Annotated in this window: 21 protein-coding genes; 8 read left to right on the top strand and 13 right to left on the bottom strand. The window is 63.0% G+C overall.

The features are described from left to right. Positions 1-61: 61 nt before the first annotated feature. From P3T20_RS05120 to P3T20_RS05100, 5 genes are all read right to left on the bottom strand, one after another. The gene (locus P3T20_RS05120) at positions 62-481 is read right to left on the bottom strand and encodes a VOC family protein (protein ID WP_074265403.1); all 420 of its coding nucleotides are present in this window, start codon (positions 479-481) and stop codon (positions 62-64) included. A gap of 200 nt (positions 482-681) precedes the next feature. Continuing rightward, positions 682-1,635 (bottom strand): transaldolase, encoded by a 954-nt coding sequence (gene tal / locus P3T20_RS05115; RefSeq protein ID WP_429286264.1) that lies wholly within the window; start codon positions 1,633-1,635, stop codon positions 682-684. A gap of 236 nt (positions 1,636-1,871) precedes the next feature. After that, positions 1,872-3,092: a benzoate/H(+) symporter BenE family transporter gene (locus tag P3T20_RS05110; RefSeq protein ID WP_429286263.1), complete on the bottom strand. Its 1,221-nt coding sequence runs from the start codon at positions 3,090-3,092 to the stop codon at positions 1,872-1,874. Between the two features lie 73 nt (positions 3,093-3,165). Continuing rightward, entirely contained in the window at positions 3,166-4,341 is a 1,176-nt protein-coding gene (locus tag P3T20_RS05105) for a vWA domain-containing protein (protein ID WP_074265400.1), read from the bottom strand. 83 nt (positions 4,342-4,424) lie between these two features. Then, a complete protein-coding gene (locus P3T20_RS05100; protein WP_074265399.1) occupies positions 4,425-5,267 on the bottom strand; it encodes an AAA family ATPase in 843 nt (280 codons plus the stop codon). Between the two features lie 339 nt (positions 5,268-5,606). Between P3T20_RS05100 and P3T20_RS05095 the strand changes: the two genes are divergently transcribed. Together P3T20_RS05095 and P3T20_RS05090 are read left to right on the top strand one after the other, a co-directional pair. Further along, entirely contained in the window at positions 5,607-5,975 is a 369-nt protein-coding gene (locus tag P3T20_RS05095; RefSeq protein ID WP_074265398.1) for a c-type cytochrome, read from the top strand. A 59-nt stretch (positions 5,976-6,034) separates the two neighbouring features. Then, the gene (locus tag P3T20_RS05090) at positions 6,035-6,418 is read left to right on the top strand and encodes a c-type cytochrome (RefSeq protein WP_074265397.1); all 384 of its coding nucleotides are present in this window, start codon (positions 6,035-6,037) and stop codon (positions 6,416-6,418) included. 170 nt (positions 6,419-6,588) lie between these two features. Here the strand turns inward: P3T20_RS05090 and P3T20_RS05085 are convergent, their stop codons facing one another. From P3T20_RS05085 to rsxB, 3 genes are read right to left on the bottom strand one after another with little or no spacing between them, the layout of a single operon-like run. Beyond that, positions 6,589-7,023, bottom strand: a complete 435-nt coding sequence (locus tag P3T20_RS05085) for a DUF1841 family protein (protein ID WP_074265396.1) — start codon at positions 7,021-7,023, stop codon at positions 6,589-6,591. Positions 7,024-7,066: 43 nt separating this feature from the next. Further along, positions 7,067-7,711 (bottom strand): endonuclease III, encoded by a 645-nt coding sequence (gene nth / locus P3T20_RS05080; protein WP_074265395.1) that lies wholly within the window; start codon positions 7,709-7,711, stop codon positions 7,067-7,069. 15 nt (positions 7,712-7,726) lie between these two features. Then, the gene (gene rsxB / locus P3T20_RS05075; RefSeq protein WP_074266161.1) at positions 7,727-8,620 is read right to left on the bottom strand and encodes an electron transport complex subunit RsxB; all 894 of its coding nucleotides are present in this window, start codon (positions 8,618-8,620) and stop codon (positions 7,727-7,729) included. A 275-nt stretch (positions 8,621-8,895) separates the two neighbouring features. Here rsxB and P3T20_RS05070 point away from each other — a divergent pair, with 275 nt between their 5' ends. Then, positions 8,896-9,528: a TetR/AcrR family transcriptional regulator gene (locus tag P3T20_RS05070; RefSeq protein ID WP_074265394.1), complete on the top strand. Its 633-nt coding sequence runs from the start codon at positions 8,896-8,898 to the stop codon at positions 9,526-9,528. A gap of 121 nt (positions 9,529-9,649) precedes the next feature. Here P3T20_RS05070 and P3T20_RS05065 read toward each other — a convergent pair whose 3' ends face one another. Together P3T20_RS05065 and P3T20_RS05060 are read right to left on the bottom strand one after the other, a co-directional pair. Next, positions 9,650-10,927: a polyhydroxyalkanoate depolymerase gene (locus P3T20_RS05065; RefSeq protein WP_074265393.1), complete on the bottom strand. Its 1,278-nt coding sequence runs from the start codon at positions 10,925-10,927 to the stop codon at positions 9,650-9,652. Between the two features lie 182 nt (positions 10,928-11,109). Beyond that, a complete protein-coding gene (locus P3T20_RS05060) occupies positions 11,110-13,158 on the bottom strand; it encodes a glycoside hydrolase family 15 protein (protein WP_074265392.1) in 2,049 nt (682 codons plus the stop codon). 251 nt (positions 13,159-13,409) lie between these two features. Between P3T20_RS05060 and P3T20_RS05055 the strand changes: the two genes are divergently transcribed. Next, positions 13,410-13,655 carry a hypothetical protein gene (locus P3T20_RS05055; RefSeq protein ID WP_074266160.1) on the top strand — a complete coding sequence of 82 codons (246 nt, stop codon included), beginning with the start codon at positions 13,410-13,412 and terminating at the stop codon, positions 13,653-13,655. A gap of 132 nt (positions 13,656-13,787) precedes the next feature. On the opposite strand, the gene P3T20_RS05050 is transcribed toward P3T20_RS05055, so the two are convergent. Further along, positions 13,788-13,940 carry a DUF3096 domain-containing protein gene (locus P3T20_RS05050; RefSeq protein WP_074265391.1) on the bottom strand — a complete coding sequence of 51 codons (153 nt, stop codon included), beginning with the start codon at positions 13,938-13,940 and terminating at the stop codon, positions 13,788-13,790. A 262-nt stretch (positions 13,941-14,202) separates the two neighbouring features. On the opposite strand from P3T20_RS05050, the gene P3T20_RS05045 reads away from it, so the two are divergent. Further along, a complete protein-coding gene (locus P3T20_RS05045; RefSeq protein WP_429286262.1) occupies positions 14,203-15,483 on the top strand; it encodes a lactonase family protein in 1,281 nt (426 codons plus the stop codon). A gap of 6 nt (positions 15,484-15,489) precedes the next feature. Here the strand turns inward: P3T20_RS05045 and P3T20_RS05040 are convergent, their stop codons facing one another. Together P3T20_RS05040 and P3T20_RS05035 are read right to left on the bottom strand one after the other, a co-directional pair. After that, positions 15,490-19,089, bottom strand: a complete 3,600-nt coding sequence (locus P3T20_RS05040; protein WP_074265390.1) for an FtsK/SpoIIIE family DNA translocase — start codon at positions 19,087-19,089, stop codon at positions 15,490-15,492. A gap of 82 nt (positions 19,090-19,171) precedes the next feature. Beyond that, positions 19,172-19,717 (bottom strand): META domain-containing protein, encoded by a 546-nt coding sequence (locus P3T20_RS05035; protein ID WP_074265389.1) that lies wholly within the window; start codon positions 19,715-19,717, stop codon positions 19,172-19,174. A gap of 156 nt (positions 19,718-19,873) precedes the next feature. On the opposite strand from P3T20_RS05035, the gene purT reads away from it, so the two are divergent. The 3 genes from purT to P3T20_RS05020 all read left to right on the top strand — a co-directional run bounded on the left by purT (position 19,874) and on the right by P3T20_RS05020 (position 21,833). Next, positions 19,874-21,088, top strand: coding sequence for a formate-dependent phosphoribosylglycinamide formyltransferase (purT, locus tag P3T20_RS05030; protein WP_074265388.1), 1,215 nt, complete (start codon positions 19,874-19,876; stop codon positions 21,086-21,088). A 104-nt stretch (positions 21,089-21,192) separates the two neighbouring features. Next, positions 21,193-21,405 carry a DUF6726 family protein gene (locus P3T20_RS05025; protein ID WP_074265387.1) on the top strand — a complete coding sequence of 71 codons (213 nt, stop codon included), beginning with the start codon at positions 21,193-21,195 and terminating at the stop codon, positions 21,403-21,405. A 47-nt stretch (positions 21,406-21,452) separates the two neighbouring features. After that, entirely contained in the window at positions 21,453-21,833 is a 381-nt protein-coding gene (locus P3T20_RS05020; RefSeq protein WP_074265386.1) for an MliC family protein, read from the top strand. Positions 21,834-21,986: the final 153 nt, after the last annotated feature.

The raw sequence follows: 21,986 nt of genomic DNA, 5'->3' as shown, positions 1-21,986 counted from the left end.
CTTCGCCTTGCTGTCTGGTCACCTGAGCGGGCAGCGGCAGGCGCGTACTTTCAGTGGGTGCTCAGTTGGGTTGTTCGGGGGCCATCACCATCCAGCCGATCCCAAACTTGTCGGTCAGCATGCCGAAGCCTTTGGTCCAGAAGGTGGCCTGCCACGGCATGTCGACCTTGCCGCCTTCGGCCAGGGCGTTGTACAGCTTCTCGGCGTGGGCGAGGTCGTTGCCAGTCAGAGTCAGCCTGAAACCGGTATGAGTGACGCTTTCGCTCATACAGTCGTCGGACATCATGAGGATGGTCGAGCCGAACTTGACCGAGGCATGCATGACCATGTCGGCGAATTTCGGATTGGGCGTCTGGTCGGGATTGGGCGGCGCGTCCTTGTAGTGCATCTTGAACTGCAACTCGGCGCCTAGCTTGTCGGTGTAGAAGCTCAGCGCTTCTTCACACCGGCCTTCAAAAAATACGTAAGGCTGGATTTCCATGGTCGTCTCCCTGTCCCATGCAACTGATTGCGAAAGTGGTCACGCGCGACGCAGCCGCTGCCGAGGCAGACAAAACAACGCCACGACAAACGATTGTAGTCGTCTGTCGTGGCGTTGTTTGTGAAACCAGGTGAAATCCGCCGAAGCCGTGTTGACCGTCCCTGGAGAAGGGCCGGATGGCTCAGGCGTACTTAACGCAGTTAGCGAAGTTCTTCGATCAGCTTTTCCAGCTTGACCGCATCGGCGGCGAACGCGCGGATGCCTTCGGCGAGCTTTTCGGTAGCCATGGCTTCGTCGTTGACGAGGAAACGGAAGGACGATTCGTCGACCGGCACGCGTTCGATGTTCCCGCTCTGGCCCAGTTCCGGCGACAGTTTGCGCTCCACCTTGTCCGTGCTGTCCCGCAGCTTCTGCAGCAGATCCGGGCTGATGGTCAGCAGATCGCAGCCGGCCAGTTCGAGGACCTGACCCGGTGTGCGGAAGCTCGCGCCCATCACCTCGGTCTTGTAGCCGAACTTCTTGTAGTACGCATAGATGCGCCGCACCGATTGCACGCCCGGATCGTTCGCGCCGCCGTCTTTCGCTTCATCCCATGCGCTGCCGGCGTTCTTCTTGTACCAGTCGTAGATCCGGCCGACGAACGGCGAGATCAGTTGCGCGCCCGCTTCGGCGCAGGCAGCGGCCTGGGCGAGCGAGAACAGCAGCGTCATGTTGCAGTGGATGCCTTCCTTTTGCAGTTGCTCCGCGGCGCGGACGCCTTCCCACGTGGAGGCGAGCTTGATCAGGATCCGCTCGCGGCCGATGCCGGCGGCTTCGTACAGCTTGATCAGTTCATGACCCTTCTCGATCGACGCCTTGACGTCGAACGACAGACGCGCATCGACCTCGGTCGAAACGCGGCCCGGGATGATCTTGAGGATTTCGGTGCCGAAGGCGATCAGCAGATTGTCGATGATCGCGCCCACCGGTTTCGACGCGTGATCGCGCACGGTTTTTTCCAGCAGCGGACGGTAGTCGGCCTTCTGCACGGCCTTGAGGATCAGCGACGGGTTGGTGGTCGCGTCCTGCGGTTTGTACTGGGCGAGTTGCTGGAAGTCACCGGTGTCGGCGACGACGGTCGTGAATTGCTTGAGTTGATCGAGTGCGGTAGTCATGTCGAGCCTTTAGGCGCACAGGCGCAATAGTCCAAAAGGTGGAGGTCGCCGCAAAGGCCACTGGAGCGGATGCTCCGGTGCCCCTGACTGCAGCATTTCACGCTGCGGCATTCCTCATGATATGGCCGGGGAATGCCGCCCGATACTTCTATTCTATGGCGGATCGGTCGCTGCGGCTTTTACATGTGCATTTGCCGATCCTTTCAGCCTTCGCCATGCCTGGCCTCAGCTTTCGCTCAGGCCCGCCTCGCATTCAGCACGAGTTGCGTGAGCACGCCTGCCACCAGGCCCCAAAATGCCGAGCCGATCGACAGCAGGGTCAGGCCGGAGGCGGTCACCATAAAAGTGACGAGCGCGGCCTCGCGCTGTTTGAGATCCTGCATGGCGTTGGCGAGTCCGCTCATGATCGAGCCGAACAGGGCCAGCGCCGCTACCGAAACCACCAGCGCCTTGGGCAGCGAAGCGAACAGTGCAGCAATTGTCGCGCCAAAGATGCCGGCGATCAGATAAAAGACGCCCGCCCAGACGGCGGCGGTGTAACGCTTGTTACGATCCTCGTGGGACTCTGGGCCGGTACAGATGGCTGCCGTAATGGCCGCAAGATTGATGCCGTGCGAGCCGAACGGCGCGAGCAGCAACGAAGCGATGCCGGTGGTGGCGATCAACGGCGCTGACGGCGTCGTATAGCCGTCGGCGCGCAAGACGGCAATCCCCGGCACGTTCTGCGAGGCCATGGCGACGACGAACAGCGGAATGCCGATGCTGATGATCGCCGCAGCCGAGAACGCCGGCATGGTCAGTACGGGCTGCGCGAGCGCCACATGAAAGTGGCTGAAGTCGAGCAGGCCGAGGCTGCCGGCCACGGCGGTCCCTACCACCAGCGTCGTCACGATCGCATAGCGGGGCGCGAGGCGCTTGAGGACGAGGTAGGTGAAAAACATCGCCAGCACCAGCGCGGTCTGGAATTGCGCGGCTCGGAAAATTTCGATGCCGATCTCGAACAGGATGCCGGCCAGCAGCGCCGAGGCGATTCCGGCCGGAATCTTTTTCATCAGCGTGTCGAACCAGCCGGTCAAACCCACCACCGTGAGCAACAGCGCGCAGACGATAAACGCGCCGATCGCCTGTGGATATGCCACGTTCGGCAGCGACGACACCAGTAGCGCGGCCCCTGGCGTCGACCATGCAATCACGATCGGCGCGCGAAAGCGCAGCGACAGGCCGATCGTGCAAAGCGCCATGCCGATCGAAAGCGCCCAGATCCACGAGGAAATCTGCGCATCGGAGAGATGCGCCGCCTGACCTGCCTGGAACATCAGTACGAGCGAACTGGTATAGCCCGTCATCATCGCGACAAAGCCGGCCACGAGCGTCGATAGCGATGTGTCCGCGAACGGCCGCAGGCGCGTGGGCCGTGAGGTCGGAGGGGACAGCTCGGGGGAGGAGGGCGAACTCATACAGGAGGTCTCAGTTTTCTTATGGGTGAAGGTCTGGCGGGTGCAGCTTATTGGCGCGGCTGGTTTGCGTCAGTCACTTGCTTAAGGTGCGCATCGCGGTCTCCAGACCGGCGAGGGTGAGAGGATACATCCGATGGCCCAGCACTTCCCGGATCGCCGATACCGATTGCCGATATTCCCACAGCCCTTCCGGCTCGGGATTCAGCCACGCGTGATGCGGGAAATGGTCGGCGAGGCGCCGCAGCCACACCGCACCGGCCTCGGGATTGTTGTATTCCACCGAGCCGCCTGGCTGCAGTACTTCGTAGGGGCTCATCGTGGCGTCGCCGACGAAGATCAGCTTGTAGTCCGGCGTGAACTTGTGCAGCACGTCCCAGGTGGGCATGCGCTCTGCATGACGGCGGCGGTTGTTTTTCCACAGGAAGTCGTACACGCAATTGTGGAAGTAATAGAACTCGAGGTGCTTGAACTCTGCCTTCGCGGCGGAGAAGAGTTCCTCGGTGCGCTTGATGTGGTCGTCCATCGATCCACCCACATCGAGCAGCATCAGCACTTTCACCTTGTTGTGCCGCTCCGGCACCATCTTCAGATCGAGCCAGCCGGCGTTCGCCGCGGTGCTGCGGATGGTGTCGGGCAGGTCAAGTTCTTCGGCCGCGCCTTCGCGCGCAAAGCGCCGCAGCCGCCGCAGCGCGACCTTGATGTTGCGCGTGCCGATTTCCACCTGATCGTCGTAATCGCGATAGGCGCGCGCTTCCCACACCTTGGCGCCGGTGCGGTTGCCTGCCGCGTCGCCACCGATGCGGATGCCCTCGGGGTTATAACCGCCGTTACCGAACGGCGACGTGCCGCCGGTGCCGATCCACTTGTTGCCGCCTTCGTGGCGCTCCTTCTGCTCCTCGAACAGTTCCTTGAGGCGCTCCATCAGCTTGTCGAGGCCGCCCATCGCTTCGATCTGCGCTTTTTCTTCCGGCGACAGATCGCGCTGCAGCTTCTTTTTCAGCCAGTCGAGCGGGACGTCGAGCGCCAGTTCGGATTTGGCCGCCACGCCGTTGAAATAGGCGCCAAAGGCCTGGTCGAACTTGTCGAAATACTGCTCGTCTTTTACGAGCGTCAGACGGGCGAGGTAGTAGAACTCGTCGAGCGACGGCGCGATCACGTTGCTCTTGAGTGCCTCAAGCAGCGTCAGGTATTCCTTGACGGAGACCGGCAGCCTGGCCGCGCGCAATGAGTAAAAGAAGTCGATCAGCATGCGGTTTCCTCCGCTTCAGCGCACCCGGATGCCGGTGCGCCGTCGCAAGGCGTGCGTGTGTGATTCAGGCGCACGCACTCCGTTCAACGGTTGTTGCGGTTCATGAAAATGAGCCGTTCGAACAGGCTCACGTCCTGCTCGTTCTTCAGCAGCGCGCCATGCAGCGGCGGAATGATCTGCTTGTGATCGGACGAGCGCAGCGCTTCCGGCGGAATGTCTTCGGCGAGTAGCAGCTTCAGCCAGTCGAGCAGTTCTGAGGTAGACGGCTTCTTCTTCAGACCCGACACGTTGCGCAGTTCGAAAAAGCTCGCCATTGCCGCGCTCAGCAGGTCTTTCTTGATGTTGGGGAAGTGCACTTCGACGATCTGCTGCATCGTCACCGGGTCCGGGAACTTGATGTAGTGGAAGAAGCAGCGGCGCAGGAATGCGTCCGGCAGTTCCTTCTCGTTGTTCGACGTAATGATGACGAGCGGGCGGTGCTTCGCGCGCACCAGTTCGTGCGTCTCGTAGACGTAGAACTCCATGCGGTCGAGTTCGCGCAGCAGGTCGTTGGGGAATTCGATGTCGGCCTTGTCGATCTCGTCGATCAGCAGCACGGTCTGCTGGTCCGCTTCGAACGCCTGCCACAACACGCCTTTGACGATGTAGTTGCGGATGTCCTTGACGCGCTCGTCGCCCAGTTGCGAATCGCGCAGGCGCGACACCGCATCGTATTCGTAGAGGCCTTGCTGCGCCTTGGTGGTGGACTTGATGTGCCACTGCATCAACGGCATGCCAAGTGCGGCCGCCACTTCCTCGGCAAGCATGGTTTTGCCCGTGCCGGGTTCGCCTTTGATGAGCAACGGACGTTGCAGCGTCATCGCGGCGTTGACCGCGAGCTTGAGGTCGTCGGTGGCGACGTATTGCGATGAGCCTTCGAAACGCATGACGAGACGCTCTTTCGGGGAAAAATTCCAGTATAAGTCAGAAGCCCTGTTGGCCTGATTCGGGCTGTCGTATGGTGTCACCCGCACCGGCTACCGGTGCGCGGCCCGGTGGGCGGGCCGCGTGCGGCGGTTTGTCTCGTGCGGGTTTGCCCTTAGTGCGTGTGCCTCGCGGGGCGCTTTGCCCCGCCGGCTGGCGCTTCCCCGCTCTGTGGACGCCCCGCGCAGCGGCGCGGTACAATTAGCCCGATTTTTTTGGCCTGCGTGGCAACCTTAGAAGAATAATGGTGCAGGCCGTTGCCTTTTCGGGCGCCCGTTTCCCCTCAAGCCAGGTTACATGCTATGAATAAATTCGTCGTCAAACACGTCGTGATCACAGCGCTGTCGGTGCTAGCGGGCTACGCGGCCACTGTGCAGGCAGCGGATATCGTCGGCAACGCCAAGGCGGGCCAGGGTAAGGTCTCGATGTGTATTGGCTGCCACGGCATTCCTGACTACCGCACGGCGTACCCAGAGGTCTATCGGGTGCCTATCCTCGGTGGCCAGAATCAGACGTACATCGAGAACGCACTGCACGAGTACAAGAAAGGCGACCGCCGCTTCGAAACGATGCACGCCATCGCCACGTCGCTGTCGGATCAGGACATCGCCGACATTGCTGCGTACTACGCGGCGCAGACCTCCGCTTCGAAAAACAATCCCGACAAGTGATCGGCTGCGGTCATCCATCCAGTCACTCGGCTATTTACTTTCGCGGGATAGGAGAATTCATGAAGAAGCCTCAACTGGCACTCCATACGATGTTCAAGGCTGCCTGTGCAGCAACGGCATTGCTCGGTCTGGCCGCAGCCAACGTGGCGTATGCCGCCGACGCCGGCAACGGCAAGGTGCTGGCCGATGCGCACAATTGCGCAGCTTGCCACGGCGTGAACCTGAACAAACCGGTTAGCCCGGAATACCCGAAGCTTGCCGGTCAGCATGCCGACTACGTGTACTGGGCGCTGCGCCAGTATCAGATGGGCAACGGCAACCCGCACTTCGGCCGCAACAACCCGATCATGCAGGCGCAGGTGCAGAGTCTGTCGCAAAGCGACATGAAGGACATCGCGGCGTATGTCGAGTCGCTGAGTGGCGACCTGGTCGAGAAGAAGTAAGCACGTCGCGCCTCGCGGCGTGCTTTGCTGATGTGAAAACGGAAACACCCCGCCTTGGCGGGGTGTTTCGCTTTGGGGCGGTTGAACGAGGTGCTTGAATGACGTGTCTGGTGCCGGTCGACGTGCCAACGCGGGATGCGCGTTAGTCGACGCCCGACAGTCGACCCGCGTCAGTCGCGCGACGCGCGGCGCTCGATGCGCTGCAGGTAGGCGTCCGTGTCGGGCGGTGTGCCGGTGCGTTGCGCCTCCCAGAGCGTCTCGCCGAGGCACTCCATGATGGCGTGCTGTGCATCGTGGGTTGAGCCCAGGCGGCCCACGAGCCGCTCATGTGCGGCGCGGATGCCAGGCGGCTGATCGATCGACAGTTGCTCGCTGATCGCCAGATGCATCGACAGATGCAGAAACGGGTTGCTCTGGCCGCGTTCAGGCGAGTAGTCCTGGGCGGATGCGGCCTCGCCATCCGTGAGTTCGGTGTGGTATTCGGGGTGCTCGACGATCCAGTCGGCGGCGATTGCCTCGAGCGGTGTCAGGATCGTGCCTTCGCGCTGCTTGCGCCAGGTCTCGGTGAAAAAGCTTCGGACTTCGTCGCGGCTGGGATTGAACATCGTGGACTGAAAACGGTGGTGAGGGGTGCGAGATACGACTATCTCACAGATCCGGCGGCGGAGTCTTCGGCCTGAATTCGCACAGCGGCTCGATCACGCAGTGCCAGCATTCAGGCCGCCGCGCCTTGCAGACATAGCGCCCGTGCAGGATCAGCCAGTGATGCGCGTCCTGCCTGAATTCGGCGGGCGTGAACTTCTCCAGCGCCGCTTCTACTGCCCGCACATCCTTGCCCGGTGCCAGCCCGGTTCGATTCGCAACCCGAAAGATGTGCGTATCCACGGCGATCGTTGCATGGCCGAAGGCCGTGTTCAGCACCACATTGGCCGTCTTGCGACCCACCCCGGGCAGGCTTTCGAGCGCTTCGCGGTCGTCCGGTACCTCGCCGCCGTACTGGTCGAGCAGAATCCGGCAGGTCGCGACGACGTTCTTCGCTTTGGTCCGGTAGAGCCCGATGGTCTTGATGTAGTCCGCCACGCCGTCCTCGCCCAGATCGAAGATCTTCTGCGGCGTGTTCGCAACCGGGAACATCTTGCGCATCGCCTTGTTGACCGACACATCGGTAGCTTGCGCCGACAGCATCACCGCAATCAGCAGTTCGAACGGTGTGGTGTACTCAAGTTCGGTTGTCGGATGCGGGTTGAGGCTCTGAAGCGTCTCGTAGATGGCGCGGCGTTTGTTCGCGTTCATACCGGGGCGGATAGGTCAGGGTTTAGGCGTACGGGCGATCGGGTCGGCTTTGGCCGCTTGCGTCGGTTCATTGGCTTCGTTACCGGATGCAACGTTATCTTCGATACCGAGGCGCCGGCGGCGCGCTTCGGCAGCGTCGATCTGCGCCTGCACCTCGGCACTCACGCGCTCCACGTTTTGCGGACCGGCGCCTTTTGCGGCGAGCTCTTCCTTTTTCTTGCGCGCGCGTTCGAGCGCGGCCTGGATGATCGCGCGTTTTTTGGCTTCGGGGTCGTCGGTGGTAACCCGTGCGGACGTACCGGTCAACGCAGCAGTCCCGTCAGCGGATGCCTGAGCGGCAGCGCTAACCGACGTACCACCCGCGGCACGGCGGGCCGCTGCGCGTGCTTCGGCGGCATCGCGTTCGCGTGCGAGGCGCGCTTCGCGGCGATCGTGACGTTCACGCGCGGCGTTGGCCTCGGCCGATGTCCAGGCATCCCACCCGGTCGCCTCACCGGTGACGGGCAGCATGGCGATGCAGTCGACCGGGCAGGGCGCGACGCACAGGTCGCAGCCCGTGCACAGCGCCTCGATGACCGTATGCATTTGCTTCGGTGCACCAAGAATCGCGTCCACCGGACACGCCTGCATGCAGAGCGTGCAACCGATGCACAGGCTCTCGTCGATGACGGCAACCGGCCGCGGCCGTTCGATGCCGTTAGCGGGATTGAGCGGGATGACCGGCTTGCCGAGCAGGGCGGCCAGCCGCGCGACACCTTCGTGGCCGCCTGGCGGGCACTGGTTGTAGTTCGCTGTGCCAACGGCTACAGCTTCGGCGTACGGCCGGCATGCTGCGTAGCCGCACTTCGTACATTGTGTCTGGGGAAGCAGATCTTCGATGCGATCTGCGAGTGTTATGGAATCGGTCACAGTGAAGACGGTAAGACTGGCCGGCGGGGCGCCAAAGGCGCCTGCCGACAGTCGGGAGCCGCGCGAATTGGCTGACTCAATCAAGCTTAGGGAAATTGCTTCATTATCGCCGATTTCCCCGATTGCCATTACCAAACCATGTGCCATAATCAAAGCGCTTTTCCGAAAGACCGCAGAAGGGTGTCCCCCAACCAGCCCGTTTAGTGCTGTCGGTGCAAGGCCCGAGGAGAGGCCGGCGGCACGATCCGGATAACGCGGCTCACGATAATGCCACCATGAATCAGCCCAAAATCAAAAGAGATCCTGAAGGCACCCGGCGCCGTATCCTGCTCGCGGCCGCCGAGGAGTTTGCGAATGGTGGGTTGTTCGGCGCACGCGTCGACCAGATCGCCCGCCGAGCTGAAACGAATGAACGCATGCTCTATTACTACTTCGGTAGCAAGGAGCAGCTATTTACGGCTGTGCTCGAACACGCCTTCGGCGCGTTAAACGAGGCGGAACGCACGCTGGAATTGAACGGCATTGCGCCGGTCGAGGCCATTACGCGGCTTGCGCATTTCGTGTGGGACTACTACCGGGATCATCCGGAGCTGCTGCGTCTTGTGAATAATGAGAATCTGCATGAAGCGCGCTATATGCAGAAGTCCACGCGCATCCGGGAAATGATCTCGCCGATTGTTGCAACACTCGGTGGCATTCTCGAGCGTGGTCAGCGAGCAGGCCTGTTTCGAACCAATGTCGACCCGTTGCGCTTCTACGTCACGCTTTCGGGCATGGGCTACTACATCGTGTCGAACCGCTACACGCTGGAAGCAACGCTCGCCCGTGATTTCAGCGCACCCGCGGAGCGCAGCGAAGTCGTGCAGATGAACACCGAGTTGCTGCTCGCGTACCTGCTTAGGCGTTAAACGCCAGGGTTCGCTTCCAAACGACAACGGCCCCTGCAGGGGCCGTTGCTTCACATTTGATGCGCACACAACTTTCGACGTGGCGGCCCGGTTTCAGCAAGGCCGCCATGCTGCGTTGTGTTCAGGCTTCGACTTTTTCCTTCGCGGTCTTCGGCGCCTTGTTGTGCGCGAGGATGAAGTCGCGCAGCTGCGGATAAATGATGGTGCGCCAGCGGCGGCCCGAGAAAATGCCGTAGTGGCCGCACTTTTCCGCCGTGAAATGCTGCTTGTGCGCCGGCGGGATGCCGCTGCACAGATCCTGCGCGGCGCGCGTCTGGCCGTCGCCGGAGATGTCGTCGAGCTCGCCTTCGATCGTGAAGAGGGCAGTCTTCTTGATGTCCTGCGGCCTCACGCGCTCGCCGGCCACATCCCAGGTGCCTTCGGCGAGGCGGAATTCCTGGAAGACCACGCGGATCGTGTCGAGGTAGTATTCCGCGTCCATGTCGAGCACGGCGTTGTACTCGTCGTAGAAGCGGCGGTGTGCTTCGGCGTCTTCTTCGTCGCCGCGCATCAGGCTCTGGTAGTAATCCCAGTGCGAGGCCGCGTGGCGCTCCGGATTCATGGCTACAAAACCCGTGTGCTGCAGGAAGCCCGGGTAAACCTTGCGTCCTACGCCCGGATAATTCGGCGGCACCGTGTAGATCACGTTGTTGTCGAACCATTCGAACGAGTGCTGCGTGGCAAGCGAATTCACCGAGGTCGGGCTCTTACGCGCGTCGATCGGGCCGCCCATCATCGTCATGGTGCGCGGCGTGTCTTCGCCGCGGCTCGCCATCAGCGAGATGGCAGCCAGCACCGGCACGGTCGGCTGACATACGGAGATGACGTGCAGATCTTTCGCGCCGATGTGGCGGATGAATTCCTGAATGTAAGCAACGTAATCGTCGAGCTGGAATCGGCCCTCTTCGAGCGGCACCATGCGCGCATCGATCCAGTCGGTGATGTACACCTTGTGGTCTTGCAGCAGGGTGCGCACCGTATCGCGCAGCAGCGTGGCGTGGTGGCCGGACAACGGCGCGCACACCAGGACCACCGGCTCGTCTTTCAGTTGACTGACAGCGGCGCTGTCGTCAGCGAAACGCTTGAAGCGCAGCAAACGGCAGAACGGCTTTTCAATGATGGTCTGCTCGATGATTGGGATGTTATGACCATCCTTAACAATCTGATGCAGGTTGAATTCGGGTTTTTCGTAGTCTTTGCCGAGCCGGTAGAGCAGTTCGTAACCAGCGGAAAGACGGGTGGCGCCCGGGACATAGGCGAGAGGGCTGGCCGGATTCGCGAAGGATTTCGACGCGGCCTGGGCCCAGGCGGTCAGCGGGCTGAGCAAAGCCCGCTGGAATTCATGCAGTTGATAGAGCATGGGTGCTCCGGCGTTGGGGCGATTCGCATGGGGCTTCGCAAACACGCGTTTCGCGTTGCAGCGGGCCGTTGTGGTTGTAGGCGCTTGATTATCGGCCAAGAGTCTCGCTTGATGATATCGGACAAAGTACTTTTGTGCAACGCAGCAATGCGACGCCTCCTGGTAGCTAAAACGTCATTAACTCATGGTACGGGCGATGTTGCTGCGCCGCTATCAGGGGTTGCCGCAGGGTCAAGTTTGTCGATCTCGCTGCCGTTATGCGCCGCCGCAATTTGAGACGGCGCATTTGGCGACGGCGCATTCTGCGACTCCCCATCATGCGACGGCTGTCCGGTCGCCTTCGCCATCTCCTGTTCGTGTTTCATGAGGTTCAGGCCAGTGTGCACCAGGGCCACGTGTGAAAACGCCTGCGGGAAGTTGCCAACGAGGCGCTTCTCGGCCGGGTCGTATTCCTCGGCCAGCAGGCCGACATCATTAGCCAGCCCGAGCAGCCGCTCGTACATCTCTTCAGCTTCGGCCACGCGGCCCTGCATGGCGAGGTTATCCACCATCCAGAAGCTGCAGGCGAGGAAAGTGCCTTCGCCGGGCGGCAAGCCGTCGTCGAATTCCGTGGTGCGGTAGCGCATCACAAAGCCGTCGCGCATCAGATATTTTTCCGTCGCGGCGACCGTGCCCGCCACACGCGGGTCCGACGGCGGCAGGAAACCGACCTGCGCGATCAGCAGGACGCTCGCGTCGAGCTCGTCGCCTCCGTAGACCTGGGTGAACGCGTTGAGCGTCGGGTTCCAGCTTTTCTCGCAGACCTGGGCGTGGATCTGGTCGCGAATCGCTCGCCAGTGGTCAACCGGACCGTCCAGATCGAACATTTCCGCGGACTTGATGGCGCGGTCGAACGCCACCCACGCCATCACCTTTGAAAAGGTGAAATGTTGGCGGCCACCGCGCGTTTCCCAAATGCCTTCGTCGGGCTCTTGCCAGATGGTTTCCAGATGTTCGAGCATCTCGCACTGCACGTTCCAGGCGGTGTCGTCGGCCTGCAGGCCGCCCACCCGCGCCAGATGCAGGGCGTTCATCACTTCGCCGTAGACGTCGAGTTGCAACTGGCCGGCTGCGTTATTGCCGACGCGCACCGGCTTCGCGCCCTGGTAGCCGGGTAGCCAGTCGATTTCGAATTCCGGCAGGCGCCGCTCGCCGGCAATCCCGTACATGATCTGCAACTGTTCGGGCGCTCCCGCCATCACGCGGGCGAGCCAGCTGCGCCATGCGCGCGCTTCGTCGAAGTAGCCGCCGCGCATCATGGCCAGCAGCGTGATGGTGGCATCGCGCAGCCAGCAATAGCGGTAATCCCAGTTACGCGTGCCCCCCAGGTGTTCTGGTAGCGAGGTGGTAGGAGCGGCCACGATGCCGCCAGTCGGTTCGTAGGCGAGCGCCTTCAGCGTGATCAGCGAGCGGCGGATCGGCTCGGCGTACTTGCCTTCGATCGTGTTGCGCGCCGACCACTCGCGCCAGTGGTTCTCGGTTCGTGCGAGCGCGGTGTGAGGATCGTGGGCGGGAGGCAAACGCAGATGCGACGGCGAATACGCGAGTGAGAACGGCACCCGTTCGCCGGGCGACACGGTGAACTCGGCGACGGTGTGCATATTCTCGCCGTGCAGTTCGACGGGCGTGCGCAGCACGGCGGTGTCCGGCCCGACGATTGCCTTGATGCCACTATCGTGCTTCAGACGGCTGACCCACGGAATCGAAAAGCCGTAATCGAAGCGCAGCACCAGTTCCATCTTCATGCGCACCTTGCCACGGCGGCCCACCACGATCCGGACCAGTTCCGATGAACCGTTGCCGGGTGGCATGAAGTCGATCACCGTGACCGCGCCGTCGGCGGTTTCGATATCGGTTTCGAGGATCAGCGTCTCGCCGCGATAGCGACGGGTGATTTTCGCAGGCGTCTCCGGTTTGCCGGATCTGGACGAGCTGGAGGATTTGCCGGCGCCTTCAGAACCTTCGGTCCCTTTGGTCCCTTTGGCCTCCTCGGACTCCTCGGCTCCGTCAGTCTCTGGAGAGGCCGGCGCGATCAGCCAGCGGCCGTTCTTTTCGGTACCAAGGAGTGCGGCAAAGCAGGCGCCCGAGTCGAAACGTGGCCAGCAGAGCCAGTCGACGGAGCCGTCACGGGAGATCAGGGCGGCGGTGTGACCGTCGCCGACGAGAGCATAGTCTTCAATAAGAGCGGGCATAGATGACTGGGTAAGCGGTTTGAGCGGCGTAAGCAAGGCGTAAAGCGTGCGCCTCGCGCGCGCCGGGACGTTGTTATTACCGGACCTGCGTCATGTACTTTGGTTCAGCAAGCCCTGCGGACAATCCGTCTTGGCATTCTGGGATAACGATGCTTACAATTGGATTTTCGGTAGATGAGCAAGGATCTTGCCGCAGGTCCGGGTACGTCGGTCCATTGCATACGCAAACGCTGTTTTCGAGGACGAAAGCCATGCTGAACCCGTCGAAATCCGATTGCATCACCATTCTCTCGGCCGCCAGCGAACTCGCTGACGATTCCATGCTTGCCCTCGATGCCAGCCGTCTGGGCCTCTCACGCAACGGGATGCAGGCTGCCGTTTGCTTCCTGATCGAGCGCGCCTGCTTCAGGCACTACCAGAAGGGTGAGGGCCATTATGCCGTTGGTGGCCTGTCGCTGCAGGGAAGGCTGCGCCTCGAGCAACTTGCCCACGGTTGAAGCCAGGGATAAACCCCGTTGATTGCCACGGTAAGCCCCACAGGTAACCCGAGGCAGGGCGCAGCCTTGCCCGGTCACCCGCAGATCAGATCGCTTACGCAGACAGAGCGCCGGAATCAAAACCCGGATGCATCAGAAGTGTGACGCCCCTACGCCGAAGATCCCGATAATGCCGATGATGATCAGATAGAGCGCGACGATGTAGTTCAGGAGGCGCGGCATCACAAGAATCAGAATGCCGGCGATCAGCGAAACAAGCGGGCCGAGACTAAAGGTCACGTTCATGGAGACTCCGGGTGGTTGAGAGAGCTGTAAGAGGGAATTCTCATCGGGCGGCAGGATGCGCCACCCGCCATTACCGGAGCGAGCCTGCGGGCTGCGCGATCCGGCTCGACGCTTTGCTTCTATCTTCTATACTTGCCCCCACAATAAAAACACCTGGAACGAGGCGTTCCCGAACCGGGCGTTTCTAAACCGGGTGTTCCAGACCGCGTGGCAGACCAGTGGCACGATCAAAAACTGATAACCCGATGTCCAGGAGGTCGACATGCATCGTAGTGCCCAAGCCGCTGCAAGCGTCACGCATCAGCCGTCGTTTCAGTCCGCCAGGAAGGCCGCATTTGCGCCATCGTCGCGGTCTGCCCATTCGATAATAAAAGGTTTCGTGCTTATGGTTTCGATTGTTGCTTCACAGGCGTTCGCGCAGGATGCCGGACCCGCACCGGCCGATGGTGTCTACGACATGATCGTCGGCACCTACACGGGCGGCAAGAGCGAAGGCATTTACGTCTACCGGTTCGATACGAAGACCGGCGACGCGACTCCGGTGTCCGTCGCGAAGACGGTCAATCCATCGTATCTGGTCGTGAGCAGCGACCGCCGTCATGTGTATTCGGTCAACGAACTGCCGGGCGACAACGGCCCGGCCTCGCAACGCGGCGGCATCAGCGCGTTCGGTTTCGATCCGGCGAGCGGGCAGCTGACGTTTCTCAACAAGGTATCGGCAGAGGGCAATGACCCGTGCTATCTGAAGATCTCGCCGGACGGCAAGTATCTGCTGACGGCGAACTACTCGGTGGCGGCGGATCCCGGCGGCAGCTTCGCAGTTTTCCCGCTGCAGGGCGATGGCCAGGTGGGGCAGGCCGTGTTGACCGTGCATCATGAGGGCGGCGGTCCGGTGAAAGGGCGCCAGGACAACTCGCATGTGCATTCCACGGTGTTCTCGCCCGATGGCCAGTATCTGTTCGCCCAGGACCTCGGCGCGGACAAGCTGTATTCGTACCGCTATACGCCCGACGGCAGCCGCGGTCTCTTCGGACCCACCGAGTGGCGTTATACGGATGTGAAGGCCGGCAGCGGTCCACGTCATCTGGTGTTTGGGCCGGACGGCAAATACGCGTATCTGACGAGCGAACTGGCAGCGACCGTCACCACGTTCCGCTACGACAACGGCAGGCTGACGCAGCTGCAGGTGTCGCCGCTCACCGAGCACGGCTTCAAGGGGCAGGTGGGGGCGGCGGCGATCCATCTGTCGCCGGATGGACGCTTCCTCTATGCGACGAACCGTGGAGACGCGAACGAGATCGTGATCTTCTCGGTAGATCCAGCCAACGGGCATCTGAAACTGATCGGACGCCAGTCGAGTCTCGGTAAATCGCCGCGCGAGTTTGCCATTGATCCGACCGGCAACTGGTTGATCGTCGGTAACCAGAACAGCGATACCGCGTATGTGTTCAGGCGCGATCAGCAGACTGGTTTGCTCGAGGCGAATCCCAAGCGCATCGACATCGGCTCGCCGGTTGATTTCAAGCTGGTGTCGCCTTCGTAAGTCTGCTTACTCGGCGGGGCCTGGCGCGAGGACTTCGCGGCTGCCGTTGATGCCCATCGACGACACGAGGCCCGCTGCCTCCATCTGTTCCACCAGCCGCGCTGCACGGTTATAGCCGATGCGCAACTGGCGTTGCACCGACGAGATCGATGCGCGCCGCGTGCGCACCACAAAGGCGACCGCTTCGTCGTAGAGGGGGTCGGCTTCGGCATCGGGCACATCGCCGAACAGGTCCTGGGTGGCGCCGTCGGAGGTGGGGCCATCGAGAATTCCTTCCTCGTATTGCGGCTCGCCGAACTGCTTCAGGTACTCGACGATCCGGTGCACTTCCTCATCGGCGACGAATGCGCCGTGTACGCGTTGCGGATAGCCGGTGCCAGGCGGCAGGAACAGCATGTCGCCCTGGCCGAGCAGCGACTCGGCGCCCATCTGGTCGAGAATCGTCCGTGAGTCGATCTTCGACGATACCTGGAAGGCGACCCGGGTCGGGATATTGGCTTTGATCAAGCCGGTGATCACATCGACCGAGGGACGCTGCGTCGCGAGGATCAGATGGATGCCGGCTGCGCGCGCCTTCTGCGCGAGACGGGCGATCAGTTCTTCGATCTTCTTGCCGGCCACCATCATCAGGTCGGCCAGCTCGTCGATCACAACCACGATCAATGGCAGCGCTGCGAGCGGTTCGGGCGCTTCGGGCGTCAGCGAGAACGGGTTGCCGAGCTTCTTGCCGTTGGCTTCAGCATCGCGGATTTTCTGGTTGAAGCCCGCGAGGTTGCGCACGCCGACGGCCGACATCAGCCGGTAGCGCTTCTCCATTTCACCGACGCACCAGTTGAGCGCGTTGGCGGCGAGTTTCATGTCCGTGACGACCGGTGCAAGCAGATGCGGAATGCCCTCGTAGACCGACAGCTCGAGCATCTTCGGGTCGATCATGATGAGCCGCACGTCTTCGGGCGTGGCCTTGTAGAGCAACGAGACGATCATCGCGTTGATCGCCACCGACTTGCCCGAACCGGTCGTGCCGGCCACCAGCATATGCGGTGCTTTCGCCAGATCGGCGACCACGGGATGTCCGGTGATGTCTTTGCCCATGGCGAGCGTGAGCATCGAATGCGAGTGCTGGTAGACGTTGGCTTCGAGGATTTCGGACAGCCGGATGGTCTGGCGCTTCGCGTTCGGCAGCTCGAGACCCATGCAGGTTTTGCCGGGGATCGTTTCGACTACGCGAATCGAGGTGAGGCCGAGGCCGCGCGACAGGTCCTTCATCAGTCCGACGATCTGGCTGCCGCGTACACCGAGCGCGGGCTCCACTTCGAAGCGGGTGATCACCGGGCCGGCCGAAGCGCCGACCACGGTCACCGGCACCTTGAATTCCTGCAGGCGCTGTTCGATCAGCAAGCCGGTTTCTGCGAGCTTTTCTTCGGAGACGGGTTCGACGTCCGTGTCGGCGCGGGCGAGCAGATCGAGGGTCGGCAGTTCGACGCGGGATGCGGCCGGGGCGTGGAACTCGAATACGGTTGGCGCGTGGCCGCTTACCGGTGGCCGAGGTGCGACGGGTTCGTTGGCCGGTTCGCTGCGTGGGAGCGTGAACGGGGCTGCGGCCGTGGCCGCGGCTGCCGCAACGGCGGGGGCGATTGGGGTGTCGGGTTGGTCGTCGTCTTCGCCTTCATCTTCGTTGAGATGTGAGGCGATGCGTGGGGCGGCGTGGTGATCGAAGGGCGTGTCTTCGAAGTCGTCGGCGGTCGTGTCGAATGGTGCCTGGCTACCATGCGATGCGGCGCTCGCGCTGCTCCCGACGCTCGCTGCGGCAAAGCCGGGGAAGCGGACGACGTTCGATGCAACAGGAGCAGGCGCCGGTTCGGCCACGACGTGTTCAGACGCACTCGACGTATCGGCGCGATGGCCGGCATCGGGTTCGGTGTCAACTTCCGTTTCCCATGGCGCTAGCGATTTGTCGATGATGAGGTCGGCGGCCGGCGCGAGTGCCGCACTGGCCGCGCTCGCGTGGTCGATGTTTGCTGCCGGCGTCTTCGCGATGCTTTGCTGGTCGGGCAGGGCGGCTTCGATCAATGCCGAGGTCGTCGCGCGCGGTTGCACTTCGAGCGGAGCGGACACCGGCGCAGCCTTCGGCACTTCCACGGGTGCGACAGGCTCTGGCGAAGGGGTGGCCGGTGCGCCAACATCAGCTCGACTGTCAGCAGCTTCCCTATCGGGTCGCGCAGAGGATGTGCCGATGGGGGTTGCCTCCGGCACCGGCGTCGGACTAACCGCAGGTTCGTCGACGGGCATGTCAGCATCGGTGCTGATCCTGACGTTTTCCGGGCTGCGTCGGGCGAGACTCACGCCTGCGATCGTCGTCCAGCGTGCCGCATTCTCTTCGATGCTGCGTAGGGTCTCCTGCACGCTGGCGGGCGGCGTGACGTGCTCCGCTGCCGCCGCGGGTCGGGAAAAACCGGGTGCGCTCGGCACGCGCGCACCCGAAGCAGCCGCATGTTGCGGGGTCGGTGCTGTACCGGCCATGGGCCGCAGGGTTGGGATGGAAACGGTCGGCGTCGCGTTGCGCGGCACCGCTGGCGGCATGCTGGTAGGCACGGGTGTCGTGAAGGGCTGTATTGACGGCGCGCGGTTCGGGGTCGGCCTTGACCCGGTTGCTGCATCAGGCATAGCCCGGCTGGAGTCGAATGCCCGTGGGACGCTCGTTGCAGCACCAGCACCAGCACCAGCACCAGCACCAGCACCAGCACCAGCACCAGCACCAGCACCAGCCGCCGGTGTCGCCGGCAGCCCACTCCGAACCGGTGCCGTACCGCGCAACGCATTGCCTGGCTCGCGCGGCCATCCGGCTGGCGCGACAGGTTCGGCCGCCGCGCTCCGGACGCCAGCTTGCCGACCCGGCGTGCCTACGCGCATCGCGCCAGCGCTATCAGCCGGCGCTGCCTGTCCACGCCGGCCCGTGCTTTTCGCTTGCCAGGCCGCGCTACCAGACGCTGCGTTTCCGCGCGCATCCGCGGCCACCGAATCCTTCGCGCCCACGGCACCCGCGCCACCCGCTGCCGCACCGGACCCCGCCGCCGCACCGCGTGCGCCCGCAGAAGGCCGCCACACCGTCGGCCGCGCGTAGCGCCCCTTGGCCTTCGGGGCCATCGGATTGGCCGGTGTCGACGCATAAGCAGGCAACGTATCGTCGACGCTACTACGCCGGCGCGCGTCCTCGTCGCGTTTGGCGAGCCCGCGGTTCAAGCCGAGGCCAAGGCCAAACGCACCGTCCGCCCAGCGCGCGACGCGGCTCCAACGAAAACCGATCAGCCACGGCAGGCTCACTACCAGCACCGCAAGCATCACGAGCGGCGTGCCGATATGCCCGAGCAGGCGGCCGAAACCCGCCGCCAGCGCATGCCCGAAGCCGTCCGTGCCTACCGTCCCGGGCAGCAACGCTTCCAGCGTCGAGCTCGCCACCAGCACGCCGATAAAGCCGAGCCAAAGCCGGATCGTGCCGGGCCCGCGCAGCCCGGCGCCGCCTGGCAGCACAGACTTTGCGAGACGCAACAGAAGAGGGATGAACCAGACGGCCGACACGCCGAACCAGCCGAAAACTACCGTGTGCATGCTAGACATCAACGAATGAGGGATCCGCGAAGACGCAACCCATCGAGTTTAACCGGGGAAGCGTAACGCTTCGAAGACAGCCTCATTTGCCGTCGTGCCGCGCGAACGTCAACTTGTCGCCGTCTTCGAGGATCAACTGCATTTCCTGCGGCGCGCGCATCTGCACGCCGGTACGGGCGACGTGCGCCAGCGCGTCGAGGTAGTCGCCTTCAATCTGGCCGCCGGGCGTCGAACACGCCATCCGCGTTCCGGCGAGCGGCCCGAAGCTCAGCTTGCCGTCCTTCAGCCCGTAGGTACCCATATAACGGTTGCAACCGGAGAAACCGCTGGCGCGCCGCTGGCCGGTGGCCGTCGAGAGCATGAGGGTGATCGGCGCTCCGCTGTCGGCGCCCGGGACGGCGCGCATCGTGCCGTCGGCCTGCTTCCAGCTGCTGAGATCCCATGAAGTGTCGTCGAGCAACTGCGTTGCCGCCGGGTTGAACGGGTCGGGCGGCGGCGCCTTGGAATCCGGATGCGTGGGCATCGAGCAGGCGGCCAGCAGGGTGGCAACGCCCAGCGCGGTGAAAAGCGGTGCGGGCAGCGCGGCAACGAGACGCGCAACACGTCGCGCTGAAGACGTTTTGATCATGGCGTCGGTCCTCTTCAAACTGGCAAAGGCGTAAGGGTAACGCACTCAGGATGCCGCGCGCGAGCGCTCGTCGCTGCGCGCCCGGTGCAGAGGTTGCGCATGTTAACATTGCTGATCTACCCATTCCATCTCATCCGACATTTTTCTGGAGACCCCATGCAGATCGGCCAACGGATCGGCACCCCGCTTTCTAACTCGGCGACGCGCGTGATGCTGCTCGGCGCGGGCGAGCTGGGCAAGGAAGTGATCATTGCATTACAGCGCCTTGGCGTTGAAGTGATCGCGGTGGACCGTTATCCGAACGCACCGGGTCATCAGGTCGCGCATCGCGCCCATGTGATCGATATGACCGACCGCGCCGCACTGCGCGCGCTGGTCGAACAGGAACGGCCGCATCTGATCGTGCCGGAAATCGAAGCCATCGCCACCGACGCGCTCGCCGCCATCGAGTCCGACGGTCTCGCCGAAGTGATTCCCACCGCGCGCGCCACGCAACTGACGATGAACCGTGAAGGCATCCGGCGTCTGGCGGCCGAAGAACTCGGCTTGCCGACTTCGCCGTACGCGTTTGCGGACTCGCTCGAGGAACTCAAGGCGGGCATCGCGAAGGTCGGTTATCCGTGCGTCGTGAAACCGGTGATGTCGTCGTCGGGCAAGGGCCAGTCCGTGCTCAAGAGCGACGCCGACGTCGAACCGGCATGGCAATACGCGATGGCGGGCGGCCGCGTCAACCATGGGCGTGTGATCGTCGAAGGCTTTATCGACTTCGAGTACGAAATCACGCAGTTGACGGTGCGCGCGATCGATCCGGCAACGGGCAGCACAAGCACATATTTCTGCGATCCGATCGGCCATGTGCAGGTTGCGGGCGACTACGTCGAATCCTGGCAGCCGCAGCCGATGAGCCCGGTCGCGCTCAAGCGTTCGCGTGAGATCGCCCACAAGGTCACGGAGGCGCTTGGCGGCCGCGGCCTGTTCGGCGTGGAACTTTTCGTGCGCGGCGATGACGTATGGTTTTCGGAAGTGAGTCCGCGTCCGCATGACACGGGACTCGTGACGCTGTGCTCGCAACGTCTCTCTGAGTTCGAGTTGCATGCGCGGGCGATCCTCGGATTGCCGGTCGACACATCCCTGCGTGCGCCGGGGGCGTCAGCCGTGATCTACGGCGGCCTGGATGAAGCCGGTATCGCGTTCGAAGGTGTAGCTGCGGCGCTGGCCGTGCCCGATGCGGATCTGCGGCTGTTCGGCAAGCCCGAGAGCTTCGTCAAGCGGCGTATGGGCGTGGCGCTCGCCACCGGCGCGAATACCGACGAAGCCCGGGCACGTGCGAAGCAGGCTGCTGCCGCGGTACATCCGGTGTCGGCGAAATAAGCTGGAACGCGCGCTCGTCTGTCACAGTGAGCCGCGGTAACTCGCACGCCACGCATCCCGCAGGCGCGCACGGAGTTGCAGTATTGAAGGCAGGAGCAGTACCCATGAAGTCAGACACCCGCAAGATTGAGCGGCTTCGCCGGATGGGCCGCCTCGGAGCGCTGGGCGTGCTGGTAGCGCTGTGTGTGGGCCTGGCGGGTTGCGGTCTTGCCGCCGCGCCGTGCCGCGTCGCTTCTGCCGGATTGAAAATCGTGCCGGTGGTCGGCCACGTCGCGGCGGCGCCGACCGACGCGTGCGCTGACGTCATCGATCCCTGAACGAACGGCAACCCTTCCAGACGGCTGACAGCCAGGCGAGGAATCCAATGAGGAAACGGCTCGTTGCGGTAACGGGTTTGCTGGCTGGGCTGCTGGAGATGGCGGGGTCGATCGCTCCGGTTTCGGCGGCGCCGTTGAGTCTCGCCCAGATCCAGCCGAAAAACCCGCAGACCCACAAGTACACCTGCGCTACCGGCAAAATCCTGCAGGTCACCTACTGGAACGCAGTGAACGGGCAGAGCTTCGCGCTCGTGCCCGTCAAAGGCCAGTCGATGCTGTTTGTCAACACGCTCTCGGGCTCCGGGGCGAAATACCAGGCCGGCAGCTATACCTGGTGGACCAAAGGTCCGCGCGCCGATCTGTACGACGCGACCGCGGGCGAGAATGCGCCGCCGATTCTGTCGGACTGCGTGACGATCGTGCGCTAGAGCCTGACCGCTTGATAGTCGGCCACCCTGGCCGCGAGGCCGCATCACCCCAAGCCATTGCCGATCTGCGCGCAGATTTTTCTCTCAGGTAGTAAGCTGTTCGGCGCGCCCACCGGTTTCCGCGTGGCCGCGCCTGTCATCGTCTTCGATCAC

The sequence above is a fragment of the Paraburkholderia sp. GAS206C genome (assembly GCF_050435645.1).
Classification (GTDB): domain Bacteria; phylum Pseudomonadota; class Gammaproteobacteria; order Burkholderiales; family Burkholderiaceae; genus Paraburkholderia; species Paraburkholderia phenazinium_B.
Note: the sequence above shows the minus strand (reverse complement) of the source record. Positions and strands in the feature narration are given on the sequence as shown.